This window comes from Pseudomonas sp. BN414 (assembly GCF_029871275.1).
Taxonomy (GTDB): domain Bacteria; phylum Pseudomonadota; class Gammaproteobacteria; order Pseudomonadales; family Pseudomonadaceae; genus Metapseudomonas; species Metapseudomonas resinovorans_C.
Genome location: NZ_SSOL01000075.1, coordinates 267295 through 291435, shown reverse-complemented (window position 1 = coordinate 291435; position 24141 = coordinate 267295). Strand labels below are relative to the sequence as shown.

The following is a 24141-nucleotide window of genomic DNA, read 5'->3' as shown; positions in this document are numbered from 1 at the left end:
CTAACTGACACAAGGCATCGCAGTTTGACTTTATTGGACGCCACCATTGCCCTCTTGCTCGCCGCTCAGATTCACTGTTCGGATAAAGCAATCAAAGCTACGGCGAAACGCTGCGCTCAACGTCTTCCCCGCAGCAAACGGGACGTGATGTTCTCCATCATCGACAGCACCGAACCTCTCAAGCTAGTCAGGTACATAGCTGAGAATTTGGACTGATGGCCTCGAACAACGCGTTCCTTGCAAATTGACCAAGGGCAATGCCCAGCGCCAGAGTAATTTCACGCGAAATCGGTCAACTGCGGTGTCTATTTGCATCACGCTAAGGAGAATGCAATGAGCAAACTGGCCGAATTTAAACGCCTGGAAGCACAGCTCGCGGAACAACTTGCCGCGCTGAACAGCCTCAAGAACGACGCAGAACTCAAGCGCGAAATTGAGTTTGAAACCAAACTCAGAGCGCTTCTCGATGAGTATGGCCTTGGGCTGAAGGCAGTAATCAACATCCTTGATCCAGGTCGCGCGCGTACTCCGCTGCCGGCTCGGAAAACTCAAAGGCGCGAGCGCACCGTCAAGACCTACCAGAATCCGCACACCAATGAAGTGGTCGAGACGAAAGGCGGCAATAACAAGGTGCTGAACGCTTGGAAAGCCGAGTATGGAGCCGCGACAGTAAAATCTTGGGTCCAGTGAAGACGCACGGCTTCGTGGCTATTTATGGCGGTCGAGCAAAACAGTCCGCCATGGACGCTGCATCAGCTCGAGGCAGGCCGCTTCAGCCCCTCCGAAACAAAACCTAAAGGGCTGATCGAACGCCGCCGGCGTGGCGTAACCCAGGGTTTGTCCTTGCTCGTTCCACAGTCCACCACCACCTGCACGCAGGAGCGCGTGACCCGCCACCACATCGTGGGGCGACACCGCGTACAACGACACCGCCGCGACCCCATCCCCCGCTGCCACCCGCGCTAGCCGATAGGCAATGCTCGGCATGGGGTGAAAGCTAGCGGGACCACAGAGTTCTGCATTTTGCGTGGGTCGGGTTCGCGCTGCGAGGCTGACGAAAACTTGCGCTCCTTCCTCCAGTCCGCCTCTCGCAACGCGCGGCGCAACCATCGCCCCATTGCGCAGCAGGTAGGGCAGCCCCTGAGCCCAGGCGATGCAATCCGCCCCGCGCTCCGTCATCGGCGCATAGACGACGCCCAGCACCGGTACACATTCTCGTAGCAGGCCTACCGAAATCGCCGAGCCCAAGTGCCCTTGCAGGAAGTCGCGGGTGCCATCATTGGGGTCCACAACCCAGCAATAGCGATGCCCGGTCAACTGCACTCCGGTTTCCTCGCCGACAAAGTCGTAGGCGAAAAGCTTCATCAGCCCGTCGCGCAACATGACCTCGACCTCGACATCAATCTCGGCCTTGTCCCCCGCGCCTCTCGGCCCCCCGGGTCGCACCAGTTCGGCCGCGATCAAGTGTCCAGCTTCCAGTACCAAAGCCACCACCGCATCAAGCAGGGCGCGATCGACGTCCTGGAACGCTATCGACGTCGGTGACAATGAAGCGGGGCGTTCACGCATGTTGTCCCCTCCCATTGGGCTGGCTGAGTGGCTGGCCAGCAGCCTCACCAGCAGACTGTTTCGGAAGAGCTTTACCCTGCAGCCGGCAGCGCTCGGTCGCCAAAGGTAGAACGCCTGGCGGACCTACGCTAGGATGTCGACTGACCATAACCCCCACGCCTCGGGCGGGACGCTCCCGTACTGCGCACCAGGGGGTTTGTTTTTTGGTCGTACCCACCATCGTTAAGAGGAGATTGTCACATGACAATGCCTCATGAGCGCACCCGAGCAGTCATACAGACCCACGCGTTTCTGCAGCGGTTGGAAGGAGACGCGTCGCTGAACGAGGACATTCGCGGCATGGCCACGCAGTTGCTCCGCCACTACCCCAGTCGGGCGGAAGTCCAGCTGCAAGGACTGTTCGAAGAGGGGCTCTCGGCAAAGCTTCCCCTCTCCCCATTTTTCGCGTCAACGGCCACTTACCGTCCTACCGAGCGCTGGCGGAACAGGCTCTGCCGCAAACTGGCCGCCATCTTGCTGAGTTGTCAGAAATGACTGGCCACACGATCGCTCTCCACGGGCCACAGCACATGGCCCGCTGAGTACGGGAGGTCAGCCTGTAGACGCAGCTTGCGCGCGTACAAGATCGCGCAGTTTCGTCCGCGCTGGGTTAACGCCGCCGTCCTACTCTGACCTGCCGTCCCTGAGGCGGGGAGCGACGAGCGGGTCAGCCCGCCAAGAGGCAAGCAGTGACCTTTTCTTAGCTCAAAAGGCTTGTTTAGCTGTCCAGCTAATCATCGAATTTGGGCTAATGATTAGGCCAGAAGGCTAGATTTGCTGGCTGACTACTCGCTCTAAAAGACCCAACTCGCCATGGAGAATTCCGTAAGACCGGCACGACGGTATGCATCTGCGGGGATTTCGTTGCCTAGCGGGCAGAGCACTCTAATGACCGACGTGACGACAATGCAACGATCCCGCTGCGCGGTCAGAACAGCCCACCCGGCATCGACAGCGCGATCCAGCCCTCAACCACGCGGATGCCAAACGGATGCGCCGCACCTCGCCTGAGCGTATGTTGGCCAAAGCGGATTGAAGGCCAAACCACTGAAGCCGATCAACCACCGTGCGGCGTAGTGAGGTTCGGCAGGCCCGGCCTGAGCTCGGTCTCAAGACCGGGTGTCCATGGGCGGAGTTGCCCGGGGAAGGCCCCCGCGCTTTCGACATAGCGCAACGCGGACCTGGTGTCGCGCCACCCCACATAGCTCATCAGCGCCTTGATGTCCCAACCATTGCACGTCGCCCAGGTGGCGAAGCCGCGACGCAACGAGTGACTGCTGTATAGCGCAGCTGATAGCCCGGCGCCGTGCAACACGGCGCGCAACAGTGGAATCACGCTATGGGGATGCAACGCTTGCTTGCTTAAATGCCCCCAGCGATCGATGCCTGGGAACACCGGCCCCTCGGAAATCTCGGCCACTTCGACCCAGTCGAGATAGGCCTGCACCGGACACAGGCGCGCCAGCGCTGGTGCGCTAAAGGACTGGCCCAGGTTGTCACGATCACACTTGCTCCAGGGCAGAAACAGCTGCATGCCCTCCCCGCCTCGCGCTTGGATATGCTCGACCCGCAGCCGGCATAGCTCGTCGCTGCGAAACGCGCGCCAGAAGCCAATGAGCAGCAAGGCCCGGTCTCGCCAACAACGCAGCAGCTGAGGTCGATCCCCCTTCGCGCGGGCCGCCTCCCCTATCCGCTCCAGCCAGGCCACGCATTGCTCCAACTCGCGCAGTTGCAGCGGCTCGGCCTGTTTCTCCGGTTTCGGGTGCAGGGTGCGAATACCCTTCAACACCTGGCGCACCAGCGGGGCTTTGGTTGGATCCGGAAAGCCCTGACTGGTGTGCCACTGCGCCAAGGCGGCCAGGCGCAGCTTCAGCGTGTTGCTGGCCAGGGTGCCGGCATGGTCGACCAGGTAGCGCACGATGGCGTCGCTGGTGGCGGGCAGGAAACCGCCCCAGCTCACTTCGAAGTGCTCGATCGCCTGCTGGTAGCTGCGTCGGGTGTTGGCCCGGGTACCGGCCTGCAGATAGCGCTCTACCGCCTCACTCATCGCGCCCCCCCGCCTTGGCATACCGCCTCGAGGCCGGAATTGGGTCGAATTGCGCTCTCACATGAGATAACTCCGCATTATCCCATGTCAGTTCGTCAGCCCAATTGAAAGACGACAGGCGTCATTACAGGCGTACTTCCATACTCCGTAACACAACACGAAATCGTCAGGAGACCGGCCATGGCACGCGGTGGCGTGAACAAAGCGGTGGTCAAAATCGCCCGGGACGCCCTGCTCGCCCGTGGCGAACACCCCAGCATCGATGCGGTGCGAATTGAGCTCGGCAACACCGGGTCGAAATCCACCATCCTGCGTTGTCTGCATGAATTGGCGGCACAGGATGCCCAGCACCCGGCACCAACCGTGGAGGGAGAGTTGCTGAGACGGATTGGCCCGGTCGCTGATCAACTACGCGAGGACGCGCAGGCAGCGGTCGCCGCCGAACGCGACCTTCTGACGCGCCAACAGTTGGAGTACCGCACAGAACGTCAGTACAGCCAGGAGCGGATCGAGGAACTGCAGCGCAGCCAATCCGAGTTGAGCGCCCAGCTGCAGCAACGTCTTCAGATCGAGTTGAGCTTGCAGGAGCAACTACGCGCCACCGAGGTGGAGAGCAGTCGCCGGCTGGAAGCCGAGCACGGTTGGCAGCGATTGTCGGAAGCGCAGGCGCAGCAACTGCAGTCCCTCGAAGAAAAACACCAGCACGCCCGCCAAGCTCTGGAGCACTATCGACAGACGCAGAAAGAACACCGCGAGCAGGAACTGCGACAGCACGATGAGGCCATGCAGCAGTTGCGCCGGGAGCACCGTGCCCTGCAAAACAGCCTGATCAGCAAACAGGACGAACTGACCGTCCTCAATCGCGACAATGAGCGGCTACTGAGCGAAGCACGCACTCAACTGCAGCAACACCGTCGGGAGCTCAGCGACCAGCGCCATCAATTCCAGGAAGCCTCGGCGGCACTTAAGGCTGAGCAAACGCACCTGCGTAGTGCCTTGAATACCCTGCAAACGGAGAACGCCACGCTACAGGAGCGGCTCAGACAACGCCTGATTGAGGTTCGCCAGTGCCGACGCCAACTACGGAATCAAGAGAGACTCTTGCAGCAGCAATCTCACTCTCCCACCGCCCCCCTTTCCTAGCCAACCGCCGACAATTGAGACAGGGCAGATAGCCTGGTTTCAAACCAGCATACCTAATCGCCGCAGTACTCGGCGGTCACTAGCACCCAGTCTGAATTCAGAAAATACAGTCGACCACGCAATATCGACGGTTGTGCTATTCCTCTTTTCGATGTCTCGCCGCCAACGCATGCGAATCTTGGCCGGCATCAGAATTTCCTTGTCGGAGTAAACCACGTCATTCGCGATATCCGGATAATCAAACATCAGCCATACCAATAAGTAGCTGTCGTCTTCCCAACCTCTAATCCATCCGCGCTCCGTCAGGCTGTCCAGCACTTCGAAGCGGTCAGACATATCGCGCTCAAATTCCTCGATGCAAGATGGCCAATTACGCAATACCCCCTCACTTAACAGATTGCATGCCTGCAGTTCATCCACTGCATAAAGCAATTTGTATCTCACCCAATGGAGCGACGGCTGCATACACGCAATACAAAAGAATGAGTAGAAATTCTTTTGCAGCCAAAGTCGATAGGCGTCAACGCAAAGATCCCGACTACGCATCAGGATCAATAGTTCCCCCATCCGCTCCAAACTGGGACAACTGCAAAGACGATCCGCTCTCGAGTTGGAAAAAAAGGGCAGCTTGCGGTCATTTAATCGGGTAGCCGAGGCGCAGGCATCCCAGAATGGTGGGCCGGCATTGATATCACTCAGCGCAAGCCACAGCGGCGAGCTTAGCAGCATCTGCAAATGCGGAAACATGCCAACTAGGCGTTTGCGCAGCGATGCATTGGGTAACGTGCCGCGGAACCACGCATCGCATCGGTGCTCCCACGCCTCTGCCTCCGTAAACCCTTGCTGCACCAACCAGACAGCCAGCGCTCGTCCGTTGTGATGCACCCGCGCAGTGTGCGCCAAGGTATGCACAAACGACATAGCCCGAATCTGACGGACAAAACGGTTGAACTCGTTCGTATCGGGATCTTTAGCACCCATGGCGAACCTCCCGCTTCCTCCTGAACAGGTTTGGGACTCTGGGACCATTCTAAGCCCTTGATAAAACGACTTATGCCTATTTATCGCAAGCGTTTTTGATTGGTTGACTGCGGCAAAGTGGCTGTTTAGAGCCTCTGACGAGCCTCCCATTTTTTGCTGAACAGGTCTGGGACTCCAGAACCGTTCTAAGCGATTGAAAAATCTACTTATTACCCTTTGTCGCAAGCGCTTTGGGTTGGGATGACTTGCACCTCAGACGGCGTAGCCTGATGCATACACACCGCCCTACGTCCGATTCCCTATCGCCGTGACTTTGGTCTTGGCAGGAGGAACTATATGCCTTCGATTCCCCCAGCTCGGAAATTAACGAAAGGACACTTCGGCAGGTACCTCGTTTGTTTCCCCTCGCGTAAGAATGCGTGTCAAGTCATCTGCGAAAGCTTACTAGAGGCCGACTATTGTCTTCATCTAGAGTACGCTGAGGAAGTCGTAGCTTACTTTGCCCAACCAGAGACAATGTCGTTCTTGGTCGATGGAAAAACCGCAACTTACACTCCCGACTTCTTAGTCGAAACAACTGACAGCACCTACTACACAGAAGTAAAACCGGACTGGTTAAAGCTTCACCCCGCATACCAGAGAAAGCTATCAATCGCCAAGGATGAACTCAGCAAAAGACAAGCAATCCTTCACATTGCCGACTGCAACAGCATCAACCAAGGAGCAACTTTAGAAAACCTAAAACTTCTGTACTTCAACTCCTTCAATGTAAACAAAGAAGAACTCAATCACTGCATATCAGCGTTAAGTTTCGCATCATTTCCGTTGACCTTCCAAGAATTCTTAAAGAAATACAGCGCAAGCCCCAGGGCCGTCTATAGATGCATATTCGACAAGCATCTGAAGACCGATCTGCTTCTTAAATTAACTCCGCTGAGCATACTGGAGGGTGCCGCATGAACACGATTAATCAGCCAGCGATCGGCGCCCACTACCAGATGGATAACAATATTTATGAAGTAACCACAGTCGGAACCGTAATAGGGCTTTGCTGCCTGAAAACTGGCACCCCGAAAATTCCTGAACCAACAAGAATTCACTGAACTTCAGATCAGAAAGGCAATAATCCTCCACCAAATTTCGCCGACCGCTCTTTCATTCGATGCAAAACGGGCACTGACTATCGAAGAAGAAAGGAATCTTTTATTCCGCAGACATAATTACCAAATGAGCACTGAAAGATACGATCGAAGGGCAAACAAGCATAAAAACCAAGGAAAGCAAAACAATTCTACGCACCTCTACGAAAACATCAAATTCAAATTTCAAAAGATTGATGTATTTCTAGTTGACGACAACGGCAACGTCATTGAAAAGCCAGTAGTAGTCACTGTAATCAATCAAAAAATCGGCATGTGCGTTGGCTTCGCAATACTGGAGGACTTATGAACACCATAAAGCAGCCATCTATCGGCGCCCACTACAAGATGAACAACAAAACCTATGAAATAACCACTGTCGGCACCGTTATAGGGCTATGTTGCCTGGAAACAGGTTCCCGCAGATTCCTGGAAAAACAAGAGTTCGCGGAGCTTCAAATCAGAAACACTATAACTCTTTGCAAAAACGCCCCTATCGATCTCTCCGATGCCGTACATTTGACATCGGCAACTGAAAAAGAAAAACAAATCTATTTTCGCCGACACATCTACGTGACCACCTGCTTAAAGGAGTTTTCCGGGGCGCTTCCTCGCGACCGAATCAACGCACTGATTGCCGAGATCGCAAAAGAAATACAAGATGAAGACCCACCCTCCTATTCAACAGTCCATTACTGGGCAAGGCGCTACAAGAAGAGCAACAACAACCCGCTAGCTCTGCTGAACCATTATCCGGACTCACGAAAACCTCGATTATCCGAACACAATGACGAACTAATATCAACTTACCTTAATGAAGAGTACCTCACCAAAGAGCGACCCACCCTTAAGCATGTCTACAAACTCCTAATCGGCCAAATAGCAGCAGAAAACCAACAAAGAGTGGAGCGCGGTCAAAGTAAATATGCACCACCATCCTACAGCACCTTCCGGCGACGCTTGTACAAAATTGACGGCTACCAAATAGATATTGCAAGACACGACTCTAAGTATGCAACGAAGAAACATAAATCCCAGGATAAGAAATGTGCTCCTGATGATCTGTACACTAACGTCGAGATCGATTCGCAAGAAATGGATGTAATGGTGGTCGACAACGACGGTGTGGTCATCGGCAGGCCGACACTAGTTGCATTCATCAATGAGAAGAGCCGAAAGTGTGTTGGCTGGGATATATCACTGGGTACTCCTACGGTAGAGAAAGTTGTACGAGCATTGAAAATGGCCATTCTCGGTCTGCCCAATGACCCGCTTTCCGGGGGAAAGCATCACAAAGGCACCCTGGACAATGGCCCGGAGAATATAGCCCATTGGCTGAAAGATATTGCGCAAATACTTGGCATTGAACTTTCTTATACTCCACCCGGAGAGCCGAATCGGCGTGCCTATGTCGAGCGCTTTTTTGGCACCGTCAATAGTGGGTTTGCACACTGGCTCCCCGGAACGGTTAAAAGCTCCGTTCAGGAACGCGGTAGTTATCCTTCAGTAGCCCGCGCTTGCCTGACACTCGAGCAACTCAAACAGCTTTTCTCGGAATGGTTAAACATCTATCACAACACCTATCATATGGGGCTACAAGGCAGCCCAAACGAGACATGGGAATATCTACAGAAATCATCTCTTCCCCCAGAACGCTACTCTGAAGAAGACCTCAATAAGCTATGTCTGAGTATCGAACATCGCAGGCTTAGCAAGGGCCGTGTGACACTGAACTCCCTAACGTGGACAGGCCCATCTATCTCGTTGATCGCGAGCCAACTGGGGAAACACAAGAAAGCAGTCGTCTACTTTGACCCATGCGATCTTGCATCCGTTTGGATTGCCCATCCGGACACTCCCAAAGAGTGGCATCCAGCGCACGCGACTTGGCCGGACTATCAAGACAACCTGACGCTAAGTGAGCACTTGCAGATTCGTGACTCAATCCGCGAAAAGCATGAGCGCTTTGACCATATTCACGCCTGCACTCTACTGCGCGAACTTCATCAGAAAGTCAAAATTATCGCCACCAATAAACGAACTCCTTCCAAGGGCGAAAAGCGTCATAACTCGAAGACACGTTCCCACTCAGCACCTACCATGGCGAATGTCACGGGATCAAATTTCAAAGCTCGCAAGTTGGGATCCTGATCCGACCGGACCTGAGGTAATCAACATGACCCCCGAAAATGAAATCAAAATGCGAGCCTTCAATGCCTTTACGGTAATCCATCCTGAATTCCAAGTGGCAATCGATACCATTAACAAGTCACTGGCCATGACCCGAATTTGCGGGGAATCCGTATCGCCCATGCTGCTTGGGAAGTCCGGCACAGGTAAAACTAGAGTATGCCAAACACTGATAGACCAAATGGAAAAACCCAAAATTATCAGGGAAAATTCTGGAATCATTAAGACCGTCCCGGTTCTTTATTGTAAGGTCCCGGAAGATGCAACTATTAAGAAGCTTACGTGCGCCATGCTGAGAAAATTGGGCGAGGATCGATTTGAAAAGAACCAGGACGTTCTGGAACATCGTCTATGCGCACTTCTCCGCATACTAAGAACGGAACTTGTAATACTTGACGAATGGCAGCACTTAATTGAACGTGGCGCAGAGCGCACCCGGCAGTCCGTTTGTGACTGGGTAAAAGTATTTAGCGAAGACCATTTCCATGGTGCAGTACTACTTTCCGGCATACCAAACTCAGAACTCGTTGTAGATCAGCACGATCAACTCCCTCGGCGATATCCCTATCGGGCCTACCTCTCCGACTTCTCTCTTCAATCTCAATCTGGCCTGGACGACTTTGTTCACCTTGCTGGTGCGTTTTCGACCGAAATAGAAGACAACATGGGCTTTACACACCCCATATCTTTGACCGATGAAAATATTCTTCTTGCTTTGTTTTCATATAGTGGCGGCAATATTGACGCTCTACACACGCTACTCAAAGAAGCCCTCCGACTGGCGCTTGAGCGAGATGACAAAAGCCTTTCAAAAGACGACCTCCTGCTCGCAGCCGATAGTCTGATCACAAGGCTACGGCTCACAAAAAAGAACCCATTCAGCATGACGCCGAGCCAATTGCGACACCTCATTTACCGGTGAAGCCATGAAACAGCAGCGCTATGTGCCCCTCCCCCACAAGAATGAAAGTCCATTCAGCCTGGTATTGCGCTTTGCCTGGAATAACGGCTTTAAAAGCATTGCTCTATACCACCGGGTCTTATCTATTCGGTCTATACAATTCAGACCGGAACTCCTCAAGGACTCAAAAAGCCAGCAATCGTTGCTTGCACAAAAACTCTACTCACCGAAGGAACTAAAAAATATATCCGACTGTTTTTTTACAGTGACTTATCAAAACCTCGCTCGACGCGTACGCATTCTCGAGACGGATCAGCCAATAGCCATTCTCAGACGAAACATTGCGCTATGTCCTTCCTGTGCGAGAACTGGATACTTGGATAGAACGCATTGCTTCATCTGGTCAATCACGTGCCCCACTCACAACCAACGCTACATCGAAAAATGCCCAAATTGTCACCGACCTCTTCACTGGACGATGCTAGATAGCAATTTCTTCTGCCCTTGCGGTTTTGATTTAAAACTCAGTCCGGATGAATTCGATGACAGCCCTCATAGTAGAATAGTTGCGGACCACTTGAACTCCGCTAACAACGGCTACTTTAAAGACCTTTTAGCGTGCCTAAACGCTACACATTACTTTGACACACCCAACGCCGACATACGAAAAATGGAAGATTGTATTGAAATTGCAGAGGGACTCAAAAAAACCTTCTTCATGGTCATAGCACGCAACCAAGCTGAGTATCCATGCCTTCATCGACGAGCGTTACTGGCCTCCTGGATGAGTACTCACTCTAAACTATTGAGAAGCTTTGCCTTTGAATACTATTACAATACGTGCCAACAAAAGCCTGAACTGTCGACTCAAAACTGTCATTGCTCAAACCTTGCACTCACAACCGAAGAACTAACCTATCTATTCAATTCCTATCGCCCCCCCGAAATTCTTAGGAAGTCCGGGAAGATCTGTCGAGCAAACAACGCCCCCTTCCGACAACGCCTCTCTCAATGCAAGGACCTTTGCCATGAACTGATTAATCTTCCGCATATTGAATGGGAAGACCACACACACATTGCTCAGCCTGACGACACCTTCAAGCTGCTCAATCTAGCGCAAGTCGCGGCACAGCTAAATATCTCTACAGTATCTGTATCAGCGCTCTGCAAAGTCAAGTTAATCAAGTCTATTCGACTAAATAGGGCATCTCCATTTCTCATCACAGAATCATCCATCTATGACTTTAGGAGAGACTTCATACTCTATCCGGAAATCTACAGCCGTTTAAAATTTTCGCCCTTCTTTACAAAAGCTATAATGCAGCGCTTAGATTTGAAACCAATAGCTATCAGAAGCCTTCGCTTCGGAGTCTACAATCGAACGACTGAACTTGAGAGTCTACTCAGCGTCTTGGGTAAAAATATTGCCCCCGTACCAATCTTGCCCGCAAATGAATCAACCTCGCTTCGTAAAGCTGCACGACGCCTCGACCTAAAACTAGCTGACACCAAATACTTATTGGACTCCAATCTTCTTACCCGAGCACAAACTGATAACCGTAAAAACTCATTGAGCCATAGCAAGTATCCGAACACCCTCCTCGTTGAGGCGATCAAATGGCGAGATGAGCACCTTACCATTCCAGAAGCAGCTAACTTCATCGGCTGCTCCTCTTCCATGCTAGTCCAAAGATTCGTAATAACAGATTTCATCCCCACACTAAAGCTTGCACAAACCAAGCTTATAAACAAACACAGCGTAGCCCTTGCAAAAGTTCACTTCTCAAGCTACATCACAATCCACGCCGCGCACAAAGAATTAGGATGCAGCGTAGCAATTATAAAATCACTCATAAGGAAAGGCGAACTGTGTTTCCTACGTCACTCCAACCAACACCATATAGAAAACATAGAATTATTTTCCAAGGAAAGCCTTATAAAACTATTAGAACAGAGAGGATGAAAACTTAAACTTTAATGTGAGATCTGCACAGATTCTCGTGCAGAATTAAATCTTGGGGAGAACCCCAATTACTACAAAGAGTTTTGACTAATCCAAGACAATAGCTCCGCAAAAATTTCCGAATCCTACCGAATCGCAACTCGCTCACTTTCGTTCTCAGTCTGATCCAAAATCTACCAATAAATGCGCCGTTTTCCTGGGCCATGACCACTACCGAGGGCATCCTCGTTTTACACCTCACGTTGGATAATGTAGTAAAAGGACGATTGCTTACCGCAAATGCATGTCAATCCTAGCCTCTATAATCCCCATCTTGACCCGGTCAACGAAGGACGGAACAAACTACTCCGAGCCACCGGCCGCTCGATAGCTCGTGTTCTCTAACGCTTCCAATAGTTACCGAAACGACAGCCACATAATTCTATTCTTAGTGAAAACGCGGGTTGACTCGTGACTCAGCCAACCCCAGCGCTAAGGGCTTTTCATTTCGAAACTAAGTGAATATTCAAGAAAATGCCCGCCATGAAGGCGGGCCAAGGGGAGCATGGTGCCGAAAAGGGGTTGCGTGAAACGGGGGCTCAGGCCGCCAGTCGATAGGGAGTGCCTTCGCGACGGGCCAGTTCCAGCTGCCAGATCGCCTGATTGGCGCCGGCCGCATCACGGGACGTGAAGGGACCGGAACGCATCACCCCATCCACTACCACGACCCAGCAAGCCATATGGCCAGCGGTCCTGAGGGCTTCGGGAACGGCAGTCCCGACCAGGGACATGACATCAACGTGGGACATGGCCTCACCTCCATCGCTTTGCATGGGTAAAGCCTATGGGAGGGGCTCGGCCTATAGAAATCAGTTGCTTCAATAGTGGCTATCCACAAGAGCAATTGTCCTGGCGAACTGGACAGCACCGAAACGGGGCGTCTAGATTTAGTGGCTCATAGCCATTAGCCGTGGATGGCGCCCCCTGACAGGATGTCAAGCGATGCTCTCCCCCGCCTGCATTACCTTCGCTCGCCCCCTGCCTCCCCTTCGCCCACTCGATACGAGGCGTCTGCCATGAACAGCTCGATCAAACGCTTCTTCAACGACCTCAGCGTCCGCCAGAAGCTGCTCACCGGATTCGGCCTGGTACTCGCGATCACTCTGCTCGTGGCCTGGACCAGCTGGCGTGCACTGGAAGGTGCGCTACACCGCTTCGACATCCTGCTGCGGGTCAATGACATCGACACCAAGCTCTATCAGGTCCGCCAGCACGAAAAGGACTTCATCATCCGCAGTGATGAACAGGCCATCGACAACGCGCTGCAGATCATCGGGGAGATCCAGGGCATCGCCGACAACACCCTCAAGGTGATGACCATTCCCAAGACCATCGACCTGATGAAACAGATCCAGACCGATCTCGGCCAGTACCAGCAGAACCTGACGGGACTGGCGGAAATGGAGAAGAACAAACGCAGCGCCCAGCAGAACATGGAGCAAGCCGCTCGCGAGGCGCTCAAGCAGTTCGACGAACTGGAGCAGCACCTGACCCAGGAAGCCCTCCAGCAAATCCGTCAAAGCGGCGATGAAGACGGCATTCGTGCCCTGGAAAGCGCGACCCATGCGTCTGGCATGGCCAAGGACGTGCTCACCGCACGGCGGCACGAGAAAGACTTCGTCATGCGCCGCGACGGCCAGTACGCCGACAAGCTCAACGCCGTGTTCGACGCCCTCGACAGCCGGGCCAACGAACTGGCCGCACGCATCAGCGAACCCTCCGCCCGCGAGGACCTGGATTCGGCGCGCAAGCAGATCGCACGCTATCGCAGCGAATTCGCCAACCTGCGCCAGAGCATCCAGCTCCACGCCGACTCCGAGTCCGCACTGACCACACGCGCCACGGGCATTTCCGGCTCCTCCACCGACGCGCTCAACATTCAGATGCAGTTGCTGGAAGCCGATGCACACCAGGCCAAGACCATCCTGGCCACGGCAGCCGCCATCGGTTTCGTGGTCGGATTGCTGTCCGCCCTGGTTATCGCCCAGTTGATCGTGGTTCCCCTTCGCCAGGCCGTACAACAGGCCCGCAAGGTGGCCGCCGGCGACCTGACCTCGGACATCCGCAGCGATCGCAAGGACGAGCTCGGACAATTGATGCAGGCCATGCAGGACATGACCGAGAGCCTGCGCGGCCTGCTCAAGCGTATTGGCAGCGGAATCGAGCAGTTGGCCACGGCCGCAGAGGAGATGTCCGCCGTCACCGAGCAGACCAGCGCCGGCGTGACCCAGCAGAAGATGGAAACCGAGCAGGTGGCCACCGCCATGAACCAGATGGTCGCCACCGTCCAGGACGTCGCCCGCAACGCCGAATCCGCCGCCGACTCCGCCAGCCATGCCGATCGCCAGGCGCAGCACGGTACCGCGGTCGTCCAGCAGGCCATCGAGCGCATCGAACACCTCGCCCAGGCCATCGAGCAATCCGCCGGGGCCATCGAACGGCTCAAGCACGACAGCACCAACATCGGCACCGTGCTCGACGTGATCAAGAGCATCGCCGAGCAGACCAACCTGCTTGCCCTCAATGCCGCCATCGAAGCCGCGCGAGCCGGGGATGCCGGTCGTGGTTTCGCCGTCGTCGCCGACGAAGTACGCGCCCTCGCCCGCCGAACCCAGGAATCCACCACGCAGATCGAGCAACTGGTCAGCACCTTGCAGGACGGCGCCCAGGGCGCGGTGGACATGATGGGCCACAGCCGCACCCAGGCGGGGAATACGGTGGACGCTGCCAAGGAGGCCGGAACCGCGCTGGAGGCCATCAACAACTCGGTCTCCAACATCCAGCAGCTCAACCAGCAGATCGCCACCGCCGCCGAGCAGCAGAGCGCCGTGGCCGAAGAGATCAACCGCAGCGTCACCAGCATCCGTGATGTGGCCGAGCAGTCCGCGGCGGCTACCGAGGAAACTTCGGCCGCCAGCATCGACCTCGCCCGCCTCGGCGGTGAACTGCAGACCGAGGTCAACCGCTTCCGTCTGGCCTGAATGCAAAAGCCCCCTGCCCGCTCGCGCGGACAGGGGGCAAACCAGAGACAGCCTGGCGCCGTCAGGAAGGCGGCCCGGTGGCCCAGAACCACATCTTCAGCCAACCCCGCCACGCCGCATCACGACCTGCGGCACGAAACCCATCACACCCTGTGCAGCGTGAGCTATCGGGCGGTGGTATCGCGGGTGGCGGACTGGCCCCGTCCTTGCGGGTTTTCCTCATTATCCTTGAGCGCCCTTGGCAATCCATTGGTTGCGGATTACCATAATCACGTTTCGCGCACTATGCAAACACGATAAGTGAGCCAAGTACGCTTCATTCCGTCATTAAGATTCGCGGCATGAACACGCTTGGATCGCGCATTGCGCACTACAGAAAGCTGAAAGGACTCTCTCAGCAGGCCCTGGCCAACGAGTGCGGCTGGGAATCACAATCCCGTATCGGTAACTACGAGCGGGATACCCGCGAGCCCTCGTTCGAAGACCTCAAGCGCATCGCCAAGGCGTTGGAGGTCACGCTCAACGACCTGCTCAATCCCGTTATGCAGATCGCCGAATCCAAAGAGGGCCGTTATGGCCCGGAACAAACACTGAGCCCCCGCTCCCGCCAGGTGCTCGATCGTCTCAGCCGCGCTGCCAGCGAAGGCCGCCTGGTCGAACAGGATCTGGTACTGCTGGAACAGATCGCCCGGCGCCTGGAAAAGCCGGCCGATTGATCGATCCTTTTCGCCGGCTACCTGTCTCAAGGACATGGGGAATCCGATCCCCGCGGCCGAGAGGTAACGCGCATGCTCGCCAAAGTCGTGAAGGTCGCCTTGCTGGCTATGGTGCTCGCCAGCAACAGCGGCTGCATCATCCATCATTACGATGACGACGACCGCCGAGGTGGCTGGGACGACCACCGGGACGACGATGACCGAGACCGGGACGGCCACAGGAAAGGTCACCGATAAGTCACGATAAGCCCCGCGATCGCGGGGCTTTTTCTGAGATCTTCTGCAGTTTTCGCGACCGGGTGTATAGTCGATCACCCCCGATCTCCCAGCGAGCGGTTGCCCATGGCTGCCTCCTCTCCCGGAATCTCCAGACGCCAGGTACTCAAGGCTTTCGCCGCCTTCGGCGCGGCCCTGGTCACGGGCGACGTCCTGGCCGCCCGGATCGAGACGACGCTGCGCCCACGCAACCTTCATGCACGCCTGCTCAATCGTGATCGCCACCTGCGCCTGGAACGCCCGGCCTCAGGGGAAGTCGCCACCTTCTGTTATTTCCGCAAGGGCAAGGGCTGGGACCTGAAAGGCTATCGCCAGGGCTGCCGCATCCTGCGGGACGTGAAGTACAAGAGCACGGTGAAGATCAACGTCAAATTGCTCGACCTGCTATTCCTCATCCAGGCCTGGCTGCGCATCAACAAGCTCCCCACCCGCATCCTGGTGAACAGCGGCTACCGCACCCCGCAGCACAATGCCACCCTGGAAGGCGCCGCCCGGCAGTCGCTGCACATCCGTGGCATGGCCGCCGACATCCGCATCCCCGGCGTCAGCGTCGAACGGCTGGGCAAGCTGGTTCGCGCCATCGGTGCCGGTGGCGTGGGCTTCTATCCATCCAAGGGGTTCATCCACGTGGACGTCGGCCGCGTCAGGACCTGGCGCGCTGCCGCCCTGGTGGAGCCGGGGCAGGAAGAATGGGCCCTGGCCGTGCTGGACCAAGGCGAGCATTTCGTCTGATTTCAGTCGAAGTCAGCGCAGTCGGCGCAAACGAATTGGCCCCGCCGATCGGTGCGCTCGGTCAGTTCGCCGCAGTAATCGCACTCTCCATCCACGACGTCGAGCGGATCGGCGTCTTCGTCGTCGAAGCACTCGTCATCCAGATCATCGTCGTTGTCGAGCAGATGATCGTGTTCGGGTTCGTGGAGGTCGAGATCGTCGTCCATAGCACCGCACCAGGTGGGAAATCGAAAAGCCGCGGACTATAGCGCCGAGGCTGAGCTATCGCCAGGCGGCACGCCCAACGGTGATGGCAGACCGAATGCCGGACCAAGGGTCACCGCCCAGGCAAAAAAAAGCCCCGCATGAGGCGGGGCTTTTTTCTGAGCGGCTCTTACAGAGCGCGAACCTGCTCAGCCTGCGGGCCTTTGGCACCGGCAGTGACGATGAAGCTTACGCGCTGGCCTTCGTCCAGGGACTTGTAGCCGTCGCCTTCGATCTGGCGGAAGTGTACGAACACGTCCGGACCTTGTTCGGGGGTGATGAAGCCGAAGCCTTTTTCAGAGTTGAACCACTTGACGGTACCGTTTTGGCGGGTGGACATGATGCTGTCTCCAAGGTGTAGGAATACGTGGCAGGCAAAAACCTGGCCGGTGACTGTATGCGTAGTGAAGGGTGCCGAGGAGATGGAACATCGAAAGGACAGAACATCAAAACGGTGCCGCAAGACTGAGCAGGCAGTGGGCGAAGAATACAGGGTTCGTCAGGATTGAAAAGTAATTTCTGGACATGGCCATTCTCGACCCGTTTGGCCGGCTGGCCGATTTAATGGGTTGACCCGATGGCGAGCCTGTATAGTCAGGGTCGAGCCTCGCTTCCGAGGGCTCTCAAATCAAAGGTGCCCTCATGTCTGACAACCCAACAAACCGCGCCAGATCCGAGCTGGACGAACAGACCAGGGCCTTTCTGTCGAAGGGCGGGGAAATCACAGAGATCCCGACCGGCCAGACCGGATGGAATACCGGCCGCCAGAAGTCACAGTGGACAAAAGGACAGGCGAAGAAGCCGGAAGAATGAGAAAGCGAGCCAAAGGCTCGCTTTTTTCGTCAGGGGCGCTCGCAACGGCCGCTGCCTGCTCCCGGGACAGCCATCAATCGCCCTCCCCCATCAACGCCTGCAGGCGCTGGCGCAGCCAGCTTTCCGCCGGATCGCTGTCGAGCATGCTGAGCCAGACCATGTCCAGGTCCAGTTCAGGGGTTTCGAAAGGCAGCGCCTCGTAACGCAGCTGGCCGGACGCGGCCATGGCCTCGGCGATGTAGTCGGGCAGGCTGACCAGCAGGTCGGTGTCTGCCAGCAAGGCCGGCAAGGCGCTGAACTGCGGAACCGACAGCACCACCCGGCGCGTGCGACCAACCGCCTGCAACCAGTCATCCGCCAACCCGTGGGTACTGGCGGTGTGGGACACCTGGACGTGCGGCCGGGCGCAATACTCGTCCAGGGTCAGGGGAGCGCCGTCCAGGTCCGCGCGCAGCACCTTCGGGGAGACGCGGCGCAGGCGCTTGCAGCGGGCGTTGGCCGGCAGGTCGCGGGTCTGGGTGATACCAACGGTGATCTCGCCATTGGCCAGCAGCTCTGGAATTCGCCAGTAGTTGGCGTGCTGGACCACGATCACGATGTTCGGCGCTTCATTGCGCAATGCCCGTAGCACCGGCGGCAGCAGTGCGAATTCGACATCGTCCGACAACCCGATACGGAAGGTCATGTTGCTGGTGGCCGGATCGAACTCGTGGGTCAGGCTGAGGGCTACGGACAGGGCATCCAGCGCCGGCGACAGGTGCCGGGAGATCATCTCGGCGCGGGCGGTGGGCTCCATGCGGTGACCGACGCGGACGAACAGCGGGTCGTTGAACAGCGCCCGCAGGCGATTCAGGGCCGCACTGATGGTGGGCTGGACGAGAAACAGCTTTTCCGCGGCCTTGGTGACATTGCGCTCCTGCATCAGCGTCTCGAACACCACCATCAGGTTGATGTCGGCCTTGCGCAATTCGTTGCGATTCATACCCCGCTCCTCTCGTCGTTCGCAGTTGCCCCGCCGGGGAAACTCCCGTGGCAGAGCGTCCGGCCGGCGCTTTGATGGCGCAGCGTGGAAGCTCGCGCAAGCATCTGAAGCGAAACACACTGTTGCGCGATTTCGCCCTTGAAGCGCATCCAGCCGAATGATTAGATAGCATCCTAATAGATAGCTAGCATTCTTTGTATATGTCTGTCGAAGCCCTTCATCTGCAAGTCAGCAGCCGCCTGGTCATCAGCGGGCGCAATTGGCGGCGTATCTGCCAGATCAACCTGTCGAAATTCGGAATCAGCGAAGCCTGTTGCGGGCCCTTGCTGATGATCGGCCGGCTGGGCGGTGGCGTGCGCCAGGTGCAATTGGCCCAGGCCATCGGCATCGAGGGGCCTTCCCTGGTGCGCCTGCTCGATCAGCTGTGCAGCGCCGGCCTGATCGAACGCCAGGAAGATGCCAGCGACCGCCGCGCGAAGACGCTCAGTGTCACCCGCGCCGGACGCGAGCTCAGCGAGAAGCTGGAGAACGAGCTGATCCTCCTGCGCCACCAGGCCCTGGCGCATCTGTCGACTGAGGACCTGCAAGCCGCCCTGCGCGTATTCGACGCCTTCGACCAGTTCAGCCAGGCCCATTGATCGTGCTCAACCTGCCCCCCGCCCGCGACTGGTTCTACTCGATCAAGGTCTTCGCCGCTTCCATGCTGGCGTTGTACATCGCCCTGTACATGCAGCTGCCCCGCCCCTACTGGGCCATGGCGACGGTGTACATCGTCGCCAACCCCTTCGTCGGGCCCACCAGCTCCAAAGCCCTGTACCGCGCGCTCGGCACCCTGCTCGGCGCCAGTGCTGCCGTATTCATCGTGCCACTGCTGTCCCAGCAACCGCTGTTGCTGAGCCTGGTAGTGGCGTTCTGGACGGGCGGCATGCTGTTCCTGTCGATGCATGTGCGCACCGCCGACAACTACGCGCTGATGCTGGCCGGCTACACCATGCCGATGATCGCCCTGCCGGTGGTGGACAACCCCCAGGCGGTCTTCGACCTCGCCTACTCGCGTTTTCTCGAGATTCTCCTGGGCATCATCTGCGCCAGCGTGGTCGGCAGCCTGTTCTGGCCCAGCCGGCTGGCCCCGGTGCTGGCCGGCAACGCCAAGCGCTGGTTCGGCGACGCCCGCGACTACTGCGCCCTGCAGTTGCAGCACCCGCGTGACCTGCAACGACTGGTACAGCTGCGCGCCAGCATGATCACCACCTTCAACGGCCTGGAATTGATGATCGGCCAGTTGCCGCATGAAGGAGCGCACCCGCGTGTCGTGCGCGATGCCCGTGAGCTTCGCGAACGCATGGCCTTGCTGCTGCCGGCGGTGGATACCCTACACGACAGCCTGCTCGCCCTGCGGGAGAAGGCACCGCACCTGGCCGCGCGGCTTGCCCCGAGCCTGCATGCCTGCCTCGACTGGTTGCAGGGCGAGGCGGATGACGAGACACGCACGCGGCTCCGCCTGGAGCTGGATGCCTTGCAGCCGGATATCCGCACCCTGGGTGATGCCGGCCAGTCGCTGCTCAGCAGCAGCCTCTATCGCCTGCGGCAGTGGCTCGACCTCTGGCAGGACTGCCGCGACCTGCACCAGCGCCTGGACAAGAACGACCATGCTCCGTGGACATCGGTCTACCGCCATTGGCACCTGGGCAGTGGCGCGCGTTTCTTCGACCGCGGCCTGATGCTGTACTCCGTCGCCTACATCATCCTCGGCATCTTCGTCGCCACGCAGCTATGGATCTGGCTGCAATGGACCGATGGCGCCAGCGCCGTGGTCCTGGCCGCCGTGGCGTGCTGCTTCTTCGCCACCCTCGATGAACCGGCGGTGCAGATCAGGCGCTTCTTCGTCTGGACCAGCTTCAGCGTGGTGCTGGCCAGCCTCTACCTCTTCCTCGTGCTGCCCAACGTCCACGACTTCCCGCTGCTGGTGCTGGCCTTCGCCGGCCCCTTCATCTGCGTCGGCACGCTGACCGTGCAACCCCGTTTCTACCTGCCGACACTCCTGATCGCGGTGAACACGGCCACCTTCATCAGCATCCAGGGCGCTTACGAAGCCAACGTCCAGGTTTTCCTCAACAGCAACCTGGCCGGCCCCATCGGCCTGCTGTTCGCCTTCCTCTGGACCCTGGTGTTCCGCCCGTTCGGCGCCGAGTTGCTGGCCCGGCGCATGACCCGTTCCAGCTGGCAGGACCTCGCCGACATGAGCCGCGCCGACACCCTGGTGGCCCAGCGCCGACTCGCCGGACGCCTGCTCGACCGCTTCGCCCAGCACCTGCCGCGCCTGAACCTGAGCGGCCAGGACAGCAGCGGCGCCGAACGTGAACTGCGCATCGCCTACAACCTGTTGGACATCAAGGCCCACCAGAGCCGGCTGCCTGAAGACCTGCAACGACCGCTGCAATTGGTGGTGCGCGGCGTCGGCCGGCACTTCCGGCGCAACCTGCGCAGCGCCGTCGCCAGTGACGTGGCGCCGTCGCTGCTGAACCTGATCGAACACGCCCGCCAGGCCGTGGCCGCTGCCGCGCCGCAGCACGAAGAGGCCGCGCTGGCCGTCCTGCACGCCCTGGCCGGGCTGGAAACCGCCTTGCGTCCGGCACTTGCCGCGCCGCCGGTGCAAGGCACGGAACAACCCATCCCCGCGGGCCTGGACGGAGCAGCGCTGTGATCGGCGACATCAATATCTTCGGAGTCTTCCTGCCCACTGCCCTGGTGCTGATGCTCCTGGCCTACCTGGTCTACCTGCCGCTGCAGAAGCTGCTCAATGCCCTGCATGTCTATCGCCTGGTCTGGCACCGCGCGCTGTTCAACATCGCGCTGTACGCCGCCCTGCTGGGCACCCTCGAACATTTCAGCCGAATCCTGATGCAATCATGAAACGACTCGCACTCTCCTCCGCTCGCCTGCTGGTCACCCTGCTCGCCGTTGCCGTCGCCGCCGTACTGATCTGGCAGATGGTCAGCTATTACCTGTTCGCACCCTGGACCCGCGATGGCCACATCCGTGTGGACGTGGTCCAGGTGGCGCCCGATGTCTCGGGCCTGATCGACAATGTGGAGGTCCATGACAACCAACCGGTCAGCAAGGGCCAGGTGCTGTTCGTCATCGACCAGGAGCGTTTCAAGGTCGCCCTTCAGCAGGCGCAGGCCATGCGCGACGACCGCCGCGAAACCCTCGCCCAGGCGCGCCGCGAGCAGGCACGTAACCGCGCCCTGGGCCGGCTCGTCGCCCAGGAAATCGTCGAGGCCAGCGATTCTTCGGTGCTGCGTGCCAGCGCCGCGCTGTCCGAAGCCGAAGCCACGGTGGAAGGGGCGAAGCTCAACCTCGCCCGCACCGTCATCACCAGCCCGGTGGACGGCTACCTGAATGACCGGGCGCCGCGCACGGGTGAATTCGTCAGCGCCGGGCACAACGTGCTGTCGGTGGTGGACAAGGACTCCTTCCACCTGGACGGCTACTTCGAAGAAACCAAGTTCGGGCAGATCCAGGTCGGCCAGGCCGTGGACATCCGCGTGATGGGAGACGGGCGCCGCCTGACCGGCCGCGTGCACAGCATCGCCGCCGCCATCGAGGACCGCGACCGCACCAGCGGCGCCAACCTGCTGCCCAACGTCAACCCGGCCTTCAGCTGGGTGCGCCTGGCCCAGCGGGTTCCGGTGCGCATCCTGTTCGATGAGGTACCGGACGACTTCCGCATGGTGGCCGGGCGAACCGCCACCGTGTCCATCCTCGAAGCGCCGGTGCAGCCATGAGATTGCGCCTGCTCGCCGCCAGCACCAGCCTGGCCCTGAGCCTCTCCGCCTGCCAGGTGGTCGGTCCTGACTACGCACTGCCCGAAGACGCCGCGATCAACCGGGCCGACGCCCAGGGAGAACTCGCCACAAGCGACGCACCGGTTATCTCCGCGCCGGTGCCCGCCGACTGGTGGCGCCTGTACCACGCAGCGGAGCTCGAACGCCTGGTGGAACAGGCGCTGGCTGCCAACACCGACCTGCGCGTGGCCGCTGCCAACCTCGGCCGCGCCGCCGCCCAGGTAACGGAAGCGGAAGATCGCGGCGGCTTCGAGGAATCCCTCAGCGCCGACCTGCAACGCACCCAGGTCGCCGGCCAGCAGTTCCTGCTGATGGAAAAAGTGCCCGTGGTGAACTTCGCCAACCTCAATGCCAGCCTGTCCTATCAGTTCGACCTGTTCGGCAAGCTCCAGCGCGGCGTCGAGGCCTCCCGCGCCGATGCCGACGCGACGCAGGCCGCCGCCGACCTGGTACGCATCAACGTGGTGGCGCGGGTGGTGAGTGCCTATGCGCAGGTCTGCTCGGCCAATGAAGAACGCGAGGTCGCCCAGCGCTCCCTGGACCTGCAGCGCCAGAGCCTGGAACTCACCGAGCAACTGCACGCCGCCGGGCGCGGCAACGAAACCGAAGTGACACGCTCGGCCACCCAGTTCAAATCACTGCGCGCCGCCCTGCCGCGCTACACCGCCGCCCAGCAGGCCGGCATCTACCAACTGGCCATGCTCACCGCCCAGCCGGCATCGGCGTTGCCACCAGGCGTCACCGAATGCCGTCATCTGCCCGAACTCACCCAGCCGCTGCCGGTGGGCAATGGCGCCGAACTGCTCAAACGCCGGCCGGACATTCGCCAGGCCGAGCGCCAGCTCGCTGCCGCCACCGCTCGCATAGGCGTGGCCACCGGTGAGCTGTACCCCGACATCAGCATCGGTGCCTCGACGGGCCTGATCGGCATCCTTGACGACATGGGCGACCCTTCTACCCAGCACTGGGGCTTCGGTCCGCTCATCCACTGGAACATTCCCACCACGGGCGCCCGTGCGCGGGTGCAACAGGCCGAAGCCGCCACCCAGGCGTCCCTCGCGCATTTCGACGGTGTGGTGCTCAATGCCCTGCGGGAAACCCAGACAGCCCTCGCCCAGTACACCGCCGCCCTTCAGCAGCATGCGGCACTGGATGAAACCGCCCGTTCGGCGCAGCTGAGCGCTGAACAGACCCACGCGTTCTACCAGGCCGGCCGCGAGTCCTTCCTGGCCGAACTGGATGCCCAGCGCACCCAGGCACAAGTCGCCGAGCAACTGGCCGCCAGCCAGAGCCAGGTGGTCCAGGCGCAGATCGGCCTGTTCATGGCCCTGGGCGGTGGCTGGCAGCAGGCTACGGCCAACCCCTCCCCCTGAAGAGGAGGGTGACCCGCGCTTCATCTGTAGGAGCGAGCTCTGCTCGCGAAGATCTCCGCTAAACAGGGCCACTGCGGCAACGTAACGCTACCCTCTCCCTCACCAAACCCACAGCTACCCGGCCCCACCTACCCCTCCGGGGTGGGCCATTCTTGCCGACCTTCTG

General features: G+C 58.3%; 26 protein-coding genes. 19 read left to right on the top strand and 7 right to left on the bottom strand.

What is annotated here, in order from left to right; genetic code table 11:
- A partial coding sequence (locus E8E95_RS23855; protein WP_348532581.1) for a hypothetical protein occupies positions 1–216 on the top strand: 216 nt, incomplete at its 5' end.
- Between the two features lie 117 nt (positions 217–333).
- A complete protein-coding gene (locus tag E8E95_RS23850) occupies positions 334–690 on the top strand; it encodes a histone-like nucleoid-structuring protein, MvaT/MvaU family (RefSeq protein WP_280282240.1) in 357 nt (118 codons plus the stop codon).
- Positions 691–708: 18 nt separating this feature from the next.
- On the opposite strand, the gene E8E95_RS23845 is transcribed toward E8E95_RS23850, so the two are convergent.
- Entirely contained in the window at positions 709–1569 is an 861-nt protein-coding gene (locus tag E8E95_RS23845; RefSeq protein ID WP_280354379.1) for an inositol monophosphatase family protein, read from the bottom strand.
- A 240-nt stretch (positions 1570–1809) separates the two neighbouring features.
- On the opposite strand from E8E95_RS23845, the gene E8E95_RS23840 reads away from it, so the two are divergent.
- Positions 1810–2103, top strand: coding sequence for a BPSL0761 family protein (locus E8E95_RS23840; RefSeq protein WP_280354377.1), 294 nt, complete (start codon positions 1810–1812; stop codon positions 2101–2103).
- Positions 2104–2665: 562 nt separating this feature from the next.
- On the opposite strand, the gene E8E95_RS23835 is transcribed toward E8E95_RS23840, so the two are convergent.
- Positions 2666–3655 (bottom strand): site-specific integrase, encoded by a 990-nt coding sequence (locus E8E95_RS23835; protein WP_280354376.1) that lies wholly within the window; start codon positions 3653–3655, stop codon positions 2666–2668.
- Between the two features lie 180 nt (positions 3656–3835).
- Here E8E95_RS23835 and E8E95_RS23830 point away from each other — a divergent pair, with 180 nt between their 5' ends.
- Complete coding sequence (locus E8E95_RS23830; RefSeq protein ID WP_280354374.1) at positions 3836–4798, top strand: DNA-binding protein; 963 nt, start codon at positions 3836–3838, stop codon at positions 4796–4798.
- 39 nt (positions 4799–4837) lie between these two features.
- Here the strand turns inward: E8E95_RS23830 and E8E95_RS23825 are convergent, their stop codons facing one another.
- Positions 4838–5779 carry a hypothetical protein gene (locus tag E8E95_RS23825; protein ID WP_280354372.1) on the bottom strand — a complete coding sequence of 314 codons (942 nt, stop codon included), beginning with the start codon at positions 5777–5779 and terminating at the stop codon, positions 4838–4840.
- Positions 5780–6115: 336 nt separating this feature from the next.
- Here E8E95_RS23825 and E8E95_RS23820 point away from each other — a divergent pair, with 336 nt between their 5' ends.
- The 5 genes from E8E95_RS23820 (at position 6116) to E8E95_RS23800 (ending at position 11972) form a co-directional block, all read left to right on the top strand.
- The gene (locus E8E95_RS23820; RefSeq protein ID WP_280354370.1) at positions 6116–6739 is read left to right on the top strand and encodes a TnsA endonuclease N-terminal domain-containing protein; all 624 of its coding nucleotides are present in this window, start codon (positions 6116–6118) and stop codon (positions 6737–6739) included.
- Entirely contained in the window at positions 6736–6882 is a 147-nt protein-coding gene (locus E8E95_RS23815) for a hypothetical protein (RefSeq protein ID WP_280354368.1), read from the top strand. Before E8E95_RS23820 ends, E8E95_RS23815 begins: the two co-directional genes overlap by 4 nt.
- Positions 6883–7224: 342 nt before the next feature.
- Complete coding sequence (locus tag E8E95_RS23810) at positions 7225–9069, top strand: hypothetical protein (RefSeq protein WP_280354366.1); 1845 nt, start codon at positions 7225–7227, stop codon at positions 9067–9069.
- A 25-nt stretch (positions 9070–9094) separates the two neighbouring features.
- Positions 9095–10030, top strand: coding sequence for a TniB family NTP-binding protein (locus tag E8E95_RS23805; RefSeq protein ID WP_280354364.1), 936 nt, complete (start codon positions 9095–9097; stop codon positions 10028–10030).
- Between the two features lie 4 nt (positions 10031–10034).
- Positions 10035–11972: a TniQ family protein gene (locus tag E8E95_RS23800; RefSeq protein WP_280354362.1), complete on the top strand. Its 1938-nt coding sequence runs from the start codon at positions 10035–10037 to the stop codon at positions 11970–11972.
- A gap of 578 nt (positions 11973–12550) precedes the next feature.
- On the opposite strand, the gene E8E95_RS23795 is transcribed toward E8E95_RS23800, so the two are convergent.
- Complete coding sequence (locus E8E95_RS23795; RefSeq protein WP_280354360.1) at positions 12551–12760, bottom strand: hypothetical protein; 210 nt, start codon at positions 12758–12760, stop codon at positions 12551–12553.
- A 267-nt stretch (positions 12761–13027) separates the two neighbouring features.
- Here E8E95_RS23795 and E8E95_RS23790 point away from each other — a divergent pair, with 267 nt between their 5' ends.
- From E8E95_RS23790 to E8E95_RS23775, 4 genes are all read left to right on the top strand, one after another.
- The gene (locus E8E95_RS23790; RefSeq protein ID WP_280354358.1) at positions 13028–14992 is read left to right on the top strand and encodes a methyl-accepting chemotaxis protein; all 1965 of its coding nucleotides are present in this window, start codon (positions 13028–13030) and stop codon (positions 14990–14992) included.
- A 341-nt stretch (positions 14993–15333) separates the two neighbouring features.
- The gene (locus E8E95_RS23785; RefSeq protein ID WP_280354356.1) at positions 15334–15708 is read left to right on the top strand and encodes a helix-turn-helix transcriptional regulator; all 375 of its coding nucleotides are present in this window, start codon (positions 15334–15336) and stop codon (positions 15706–15708) included.
- A 72-nt stretch (positions 15709–15780) separates the two neighbouring features.
- Complete coding sequence (locus E8E95_RS23780; protein WP_280354355.1) at positions 15781–15945, top strand: hypothetical protein; 165 nt, start codon at positions 15781–15783, stop codon at positions 15943–15945.
- Between the two features lie 105 nt (positions 15946–16050).
- Positions 16051–16716 (top strand): DUF882 domain-containing protein, encoded by a 666-nt coding sequence (locus tag E8E95_RS23775; RefSeq protein WP_280354353.1) that lies wholly within the window; start codon positions 16051–16053, stop codon positions 16714–16716.
- 2 nt (positions 16717–16718) lie between these two features.
- On the opposite strand, the gene E8E95_RS23770 is transcribed toward E8E95_RS23775, so the two are convergent.
- A complete protein-coding gene (locus tag E8E95_RS23770; protein ID WP_077523371.1) occupies positions 16719–16922 on the bottom strand; it encodes a hypothetical protein in 204 nt (67 codons plus the stop codon).
- 167 nt (positions 16923–17089) lie between these two features.
- Positions 17090–17299, bottom strand: coding sequence for a cold-shock protein (locus E8E95_RS23765; RefSeq protein WP_179062779.1), 210 nt, complete (start codon positions 17297–17299; stop codon positions 17090–17092).
- A gap of 302 nt (positions 17300–17601) precedes the next feature.
- Here E8E95_RS23765 and E8E95_RS23760 point away from each other — a divergent pair, with 302 nt between their 5' ends.
- Positions 17602–17772, top strand: coding sequence for a hypothetical protein (locus tag E8E95_RS23760; RefSeq protein WP_280354351.1), 171 nt, complete (start codon positions 17602–17604; stop codon positions 17770–17772).
- A 73-nt stretch (positions 17773–17845) separates the two neighbouring features.
- Here E8E95_RS23760 and E8E95_RS23755 read toward each other — a convergent pair whose 3' ends face one another.
- The gene (locus E8E95_RS23755; protein ID WP_280354350.1) at positions 17846–18754 is read right to left on the bottom strand and encodes a LysR family transcriptional regulator; all 909 of its coding nucleotides are present in this window, start codon (positions 18752–18754) and stop codon (positions 17846–17848) included.
- A 200-nt stretch (positions 18755–18954) separates the two neighbouring features.
- On the opposite strand from E8E95_RS23755, the gene E8E95_RS23750 reads away from it, so the two are divergent.
- From E8E95_RS23750 to E8E95_RS23730, 5 genes are read left to right on the top strand one after another with little or no spacing between them, the layout of a single operon-like run.
- Positions 18955–19392 (top strand): MarR family transcriptional regulator, encoded by a 438-nt coding sequence (locus tag E8E95_RS23750; protein ID WP_280354349.1) that lies wholly within the window; start codon positions 18955–18957, stop codon positions 19390–19392.
- Entirely contained in the window at positions 19389–21458 is a 2070-nt protein-coding gene (locus E8E95_RS23745) for an FUSC family protein (RefSeq protein ID WP_280354347.1), read from the top strand. Before E8E95_RS23750 ends, E8E95_RS23745 begins: the two co-directional genes overlap by 4 nt.
- On the top strand, positions 21455–21667 hold the full coding sequence (locus tag E8E95_RS23740; protein WP_077523383.1) for a DUF1656 domain-containing protein: 213 nt from the start codon (positions 21455–21457) through the stop codon (positions 21665–21667). The genes E8E95_RS23745 and E8E95_RS23740 overlap by 4 nt, the downstream gene beginning before the upstream one ends.
- Positions 21664–22542, top strand: coding sequence for an efflux RND transporter periplasmic adaptor subunit (locus E8E95_RS23735; protein WP_280354345.1), 879 nt, complete (start codon positions 21664–21666; stop codon positions 22540–22542). Before E8E95_RS23740 ends, E8E95_RS23735 begins: the two co-directional genes overlap by 4 nt.
- Positions 22539–23975 carry a TolC family protein gene (locus E8E95_RS23730; RefSeq protein WP_280354343.1) on the top strand — a complete coding sequence of 479 codons (1437 nt, stop codon included), beginning with the start codon at positions 22539–22541 and terminating at the stop codon, positions 23973–23975. Before E8E95_RS23735 ends, E8E95_RS23730 begins: the two co-directional genes overlap by 4 nt.
- The last annotated feature ends 166 nt before the right edge of the window (positions 23976–24141 follow it).

Bases quoted from the DNA above. Each gene is read 5' to 3' on its own strand.
- E8E95_RS23780 (WP_280354355.1), top strand. From the start codon at position 15,781: ATGCTCGCCAAAGTCGTGAAGGTCGCCTTGCTGGCTATGGTGCTCGCC.
- E8E95_RS23765 (WP_179062779.1), bottom strand. From the start codon at position 17,299: ATGTCCACCCGCCAAAACGGTACCGTCAAGTGGTTCAACTCTGAAAAA.
- E8E95_RS23845 (WP_280354379.1), bottom strand. From the start codon at position 1,569: ATGCGTGAACGCCCCGCTTCATTGTCACCGACGTCGATAGCGTTCCAG.
- E8E95_RS23830 (WP_280354374.1), top strand. From the start codon at position 3,836: ATGGCACGCGGTGGCGTGAACAAAGCGGTGGTCAAAATCGCCCGGGAC.
- E8E95_RS23835 (WP_280354376.1), bottom strand. From the start codon at position 3,655: ATGAGTGAGGCGGTAGAGCGCTATCTGCAGGCCGGTACCCGGGCCAAC.
- E8E95_RS23730 (WP_280354343.1), top strand. From the start codon at position 22,539: ATGAGATTGCGCCTGCTCGCCGCCAGCACCAGCCTGGCCCTGAGCCTC.
- E8E95_RS23770 (WP_077523371.1), bottom strand. From the start codon at position 16,922: ATGGACGACGATCTCGACCTCCACGAACCCGAACACGATCATCTGCTC.
- E8E95_RS23850 (WP_280282240.1), top strand. From the start codon at position 334: ATGAGCAAACTGGCCGAATTTAAACGCCTGGAAGCACAGCTCGCGGAA.
- E8E95_RS23810 (WP_280354366.1), top strand. From the start codon at position 7,225: ATGAACACCATAAAGCAGCCATCTATCGGCGCCCACTACAAGATGAAC.
- E8E95_RS23760 (WP_280354351.1), top strand. From the start codon at position 17,602: ATGTCTGACAACCCAACAAACCGCGCCAGATCCGAGCTGGACGAACAG.
- E8E95_RS23785 (WP_280354356.1), top strand. From the start codon at position 15,334: ATGAACACGCTTGGATCGCGCATTGCGCACTACAGAAAGCTGAAAGGA.
- E8E95_RS23795 (WP_280354360.1), bottom strand. From the start codon at position 12,760: ATGTCCCACGTTGATGTCATGTCCCTGGTCGGGACTGCCGTTCCCGAA.
- E8E95_RS23735 (WP_280354345.1), top strand. From the start codon at position 21,664: ATGAAACGACTCGCACTCTCCTCCGCTCGCCTGCTGGTCACCCTGCTC.
- E8E95_RS23815 (WP_280354368.1), top strand. From the start codon at position 6,736: ATGAACACGATTAATCAGCCAGCGATCGGCGCCCACTACCAGATGGAT.
- E8E95_RS23775 (WP_280354353.1), top strand. From the start codon at position 16,051: ATGGCTGCCTCCTCTCCCGGAATCTCCAGACGCCAGGTACTCAAGGCT.
- E8E95_RS23750 (WP_280354349.1), top strand. From the start codon at position 18,955: ATGTCTGTCGAAGCCCTTCATCTGCAAGTCAGCAGCCGCCTGGTCATC.
- E8E95_RS23790 (WP_280354358.1), top strand. From the start codon at position 13,028: ATGAACAGCTCGATCAAACGCTTCTTCAACGACCTCAGCGTCCGCCAG.
- E8E95_RS23820 (WP_280354370.1), top strand. From the start codon at position 6,116: ATGCCTTCGATTCCCCCAGCTCGGAAATTAACGAAAGGACACTTCGGC.
- E8E95_RS23755 (WP_280354350.1), bottom strand. From the start codon at position 18,754: ATGAATCGCAACGAATTGCGCAAGGCCGACATCAACCTGATGGTGGTG.
- E8E95_RS23825 (WP_280354372.1), bottom strand. From the start codon at position 5,779: ATGGGTGCTAAAGATCCCGATACGAACGAGTTCAACCGTTTTGTCCGT.
- E8E95_RS23840 (WP_280354377.1), top strand. From the start codon at position 1,810: ATGACAATGCCTCATGAGCGCACCCGAGCAGTCATACAGACCCACGCG.
- E8E95_RS23805 (WP_280354364.1), top strand. From the start codon at position 9,095: ATGACCCCCGAAAATGAAATCAAAATGCGAGCCTTCAATGCCTTTACG.
- E8E95_RS23800 (WP_280354362.1), top strand. From the start codon at position 10,035: ATGAAACAGCAGCGCTATGTGCCCCTCCCCCACAAGAATGAAAGTCCA.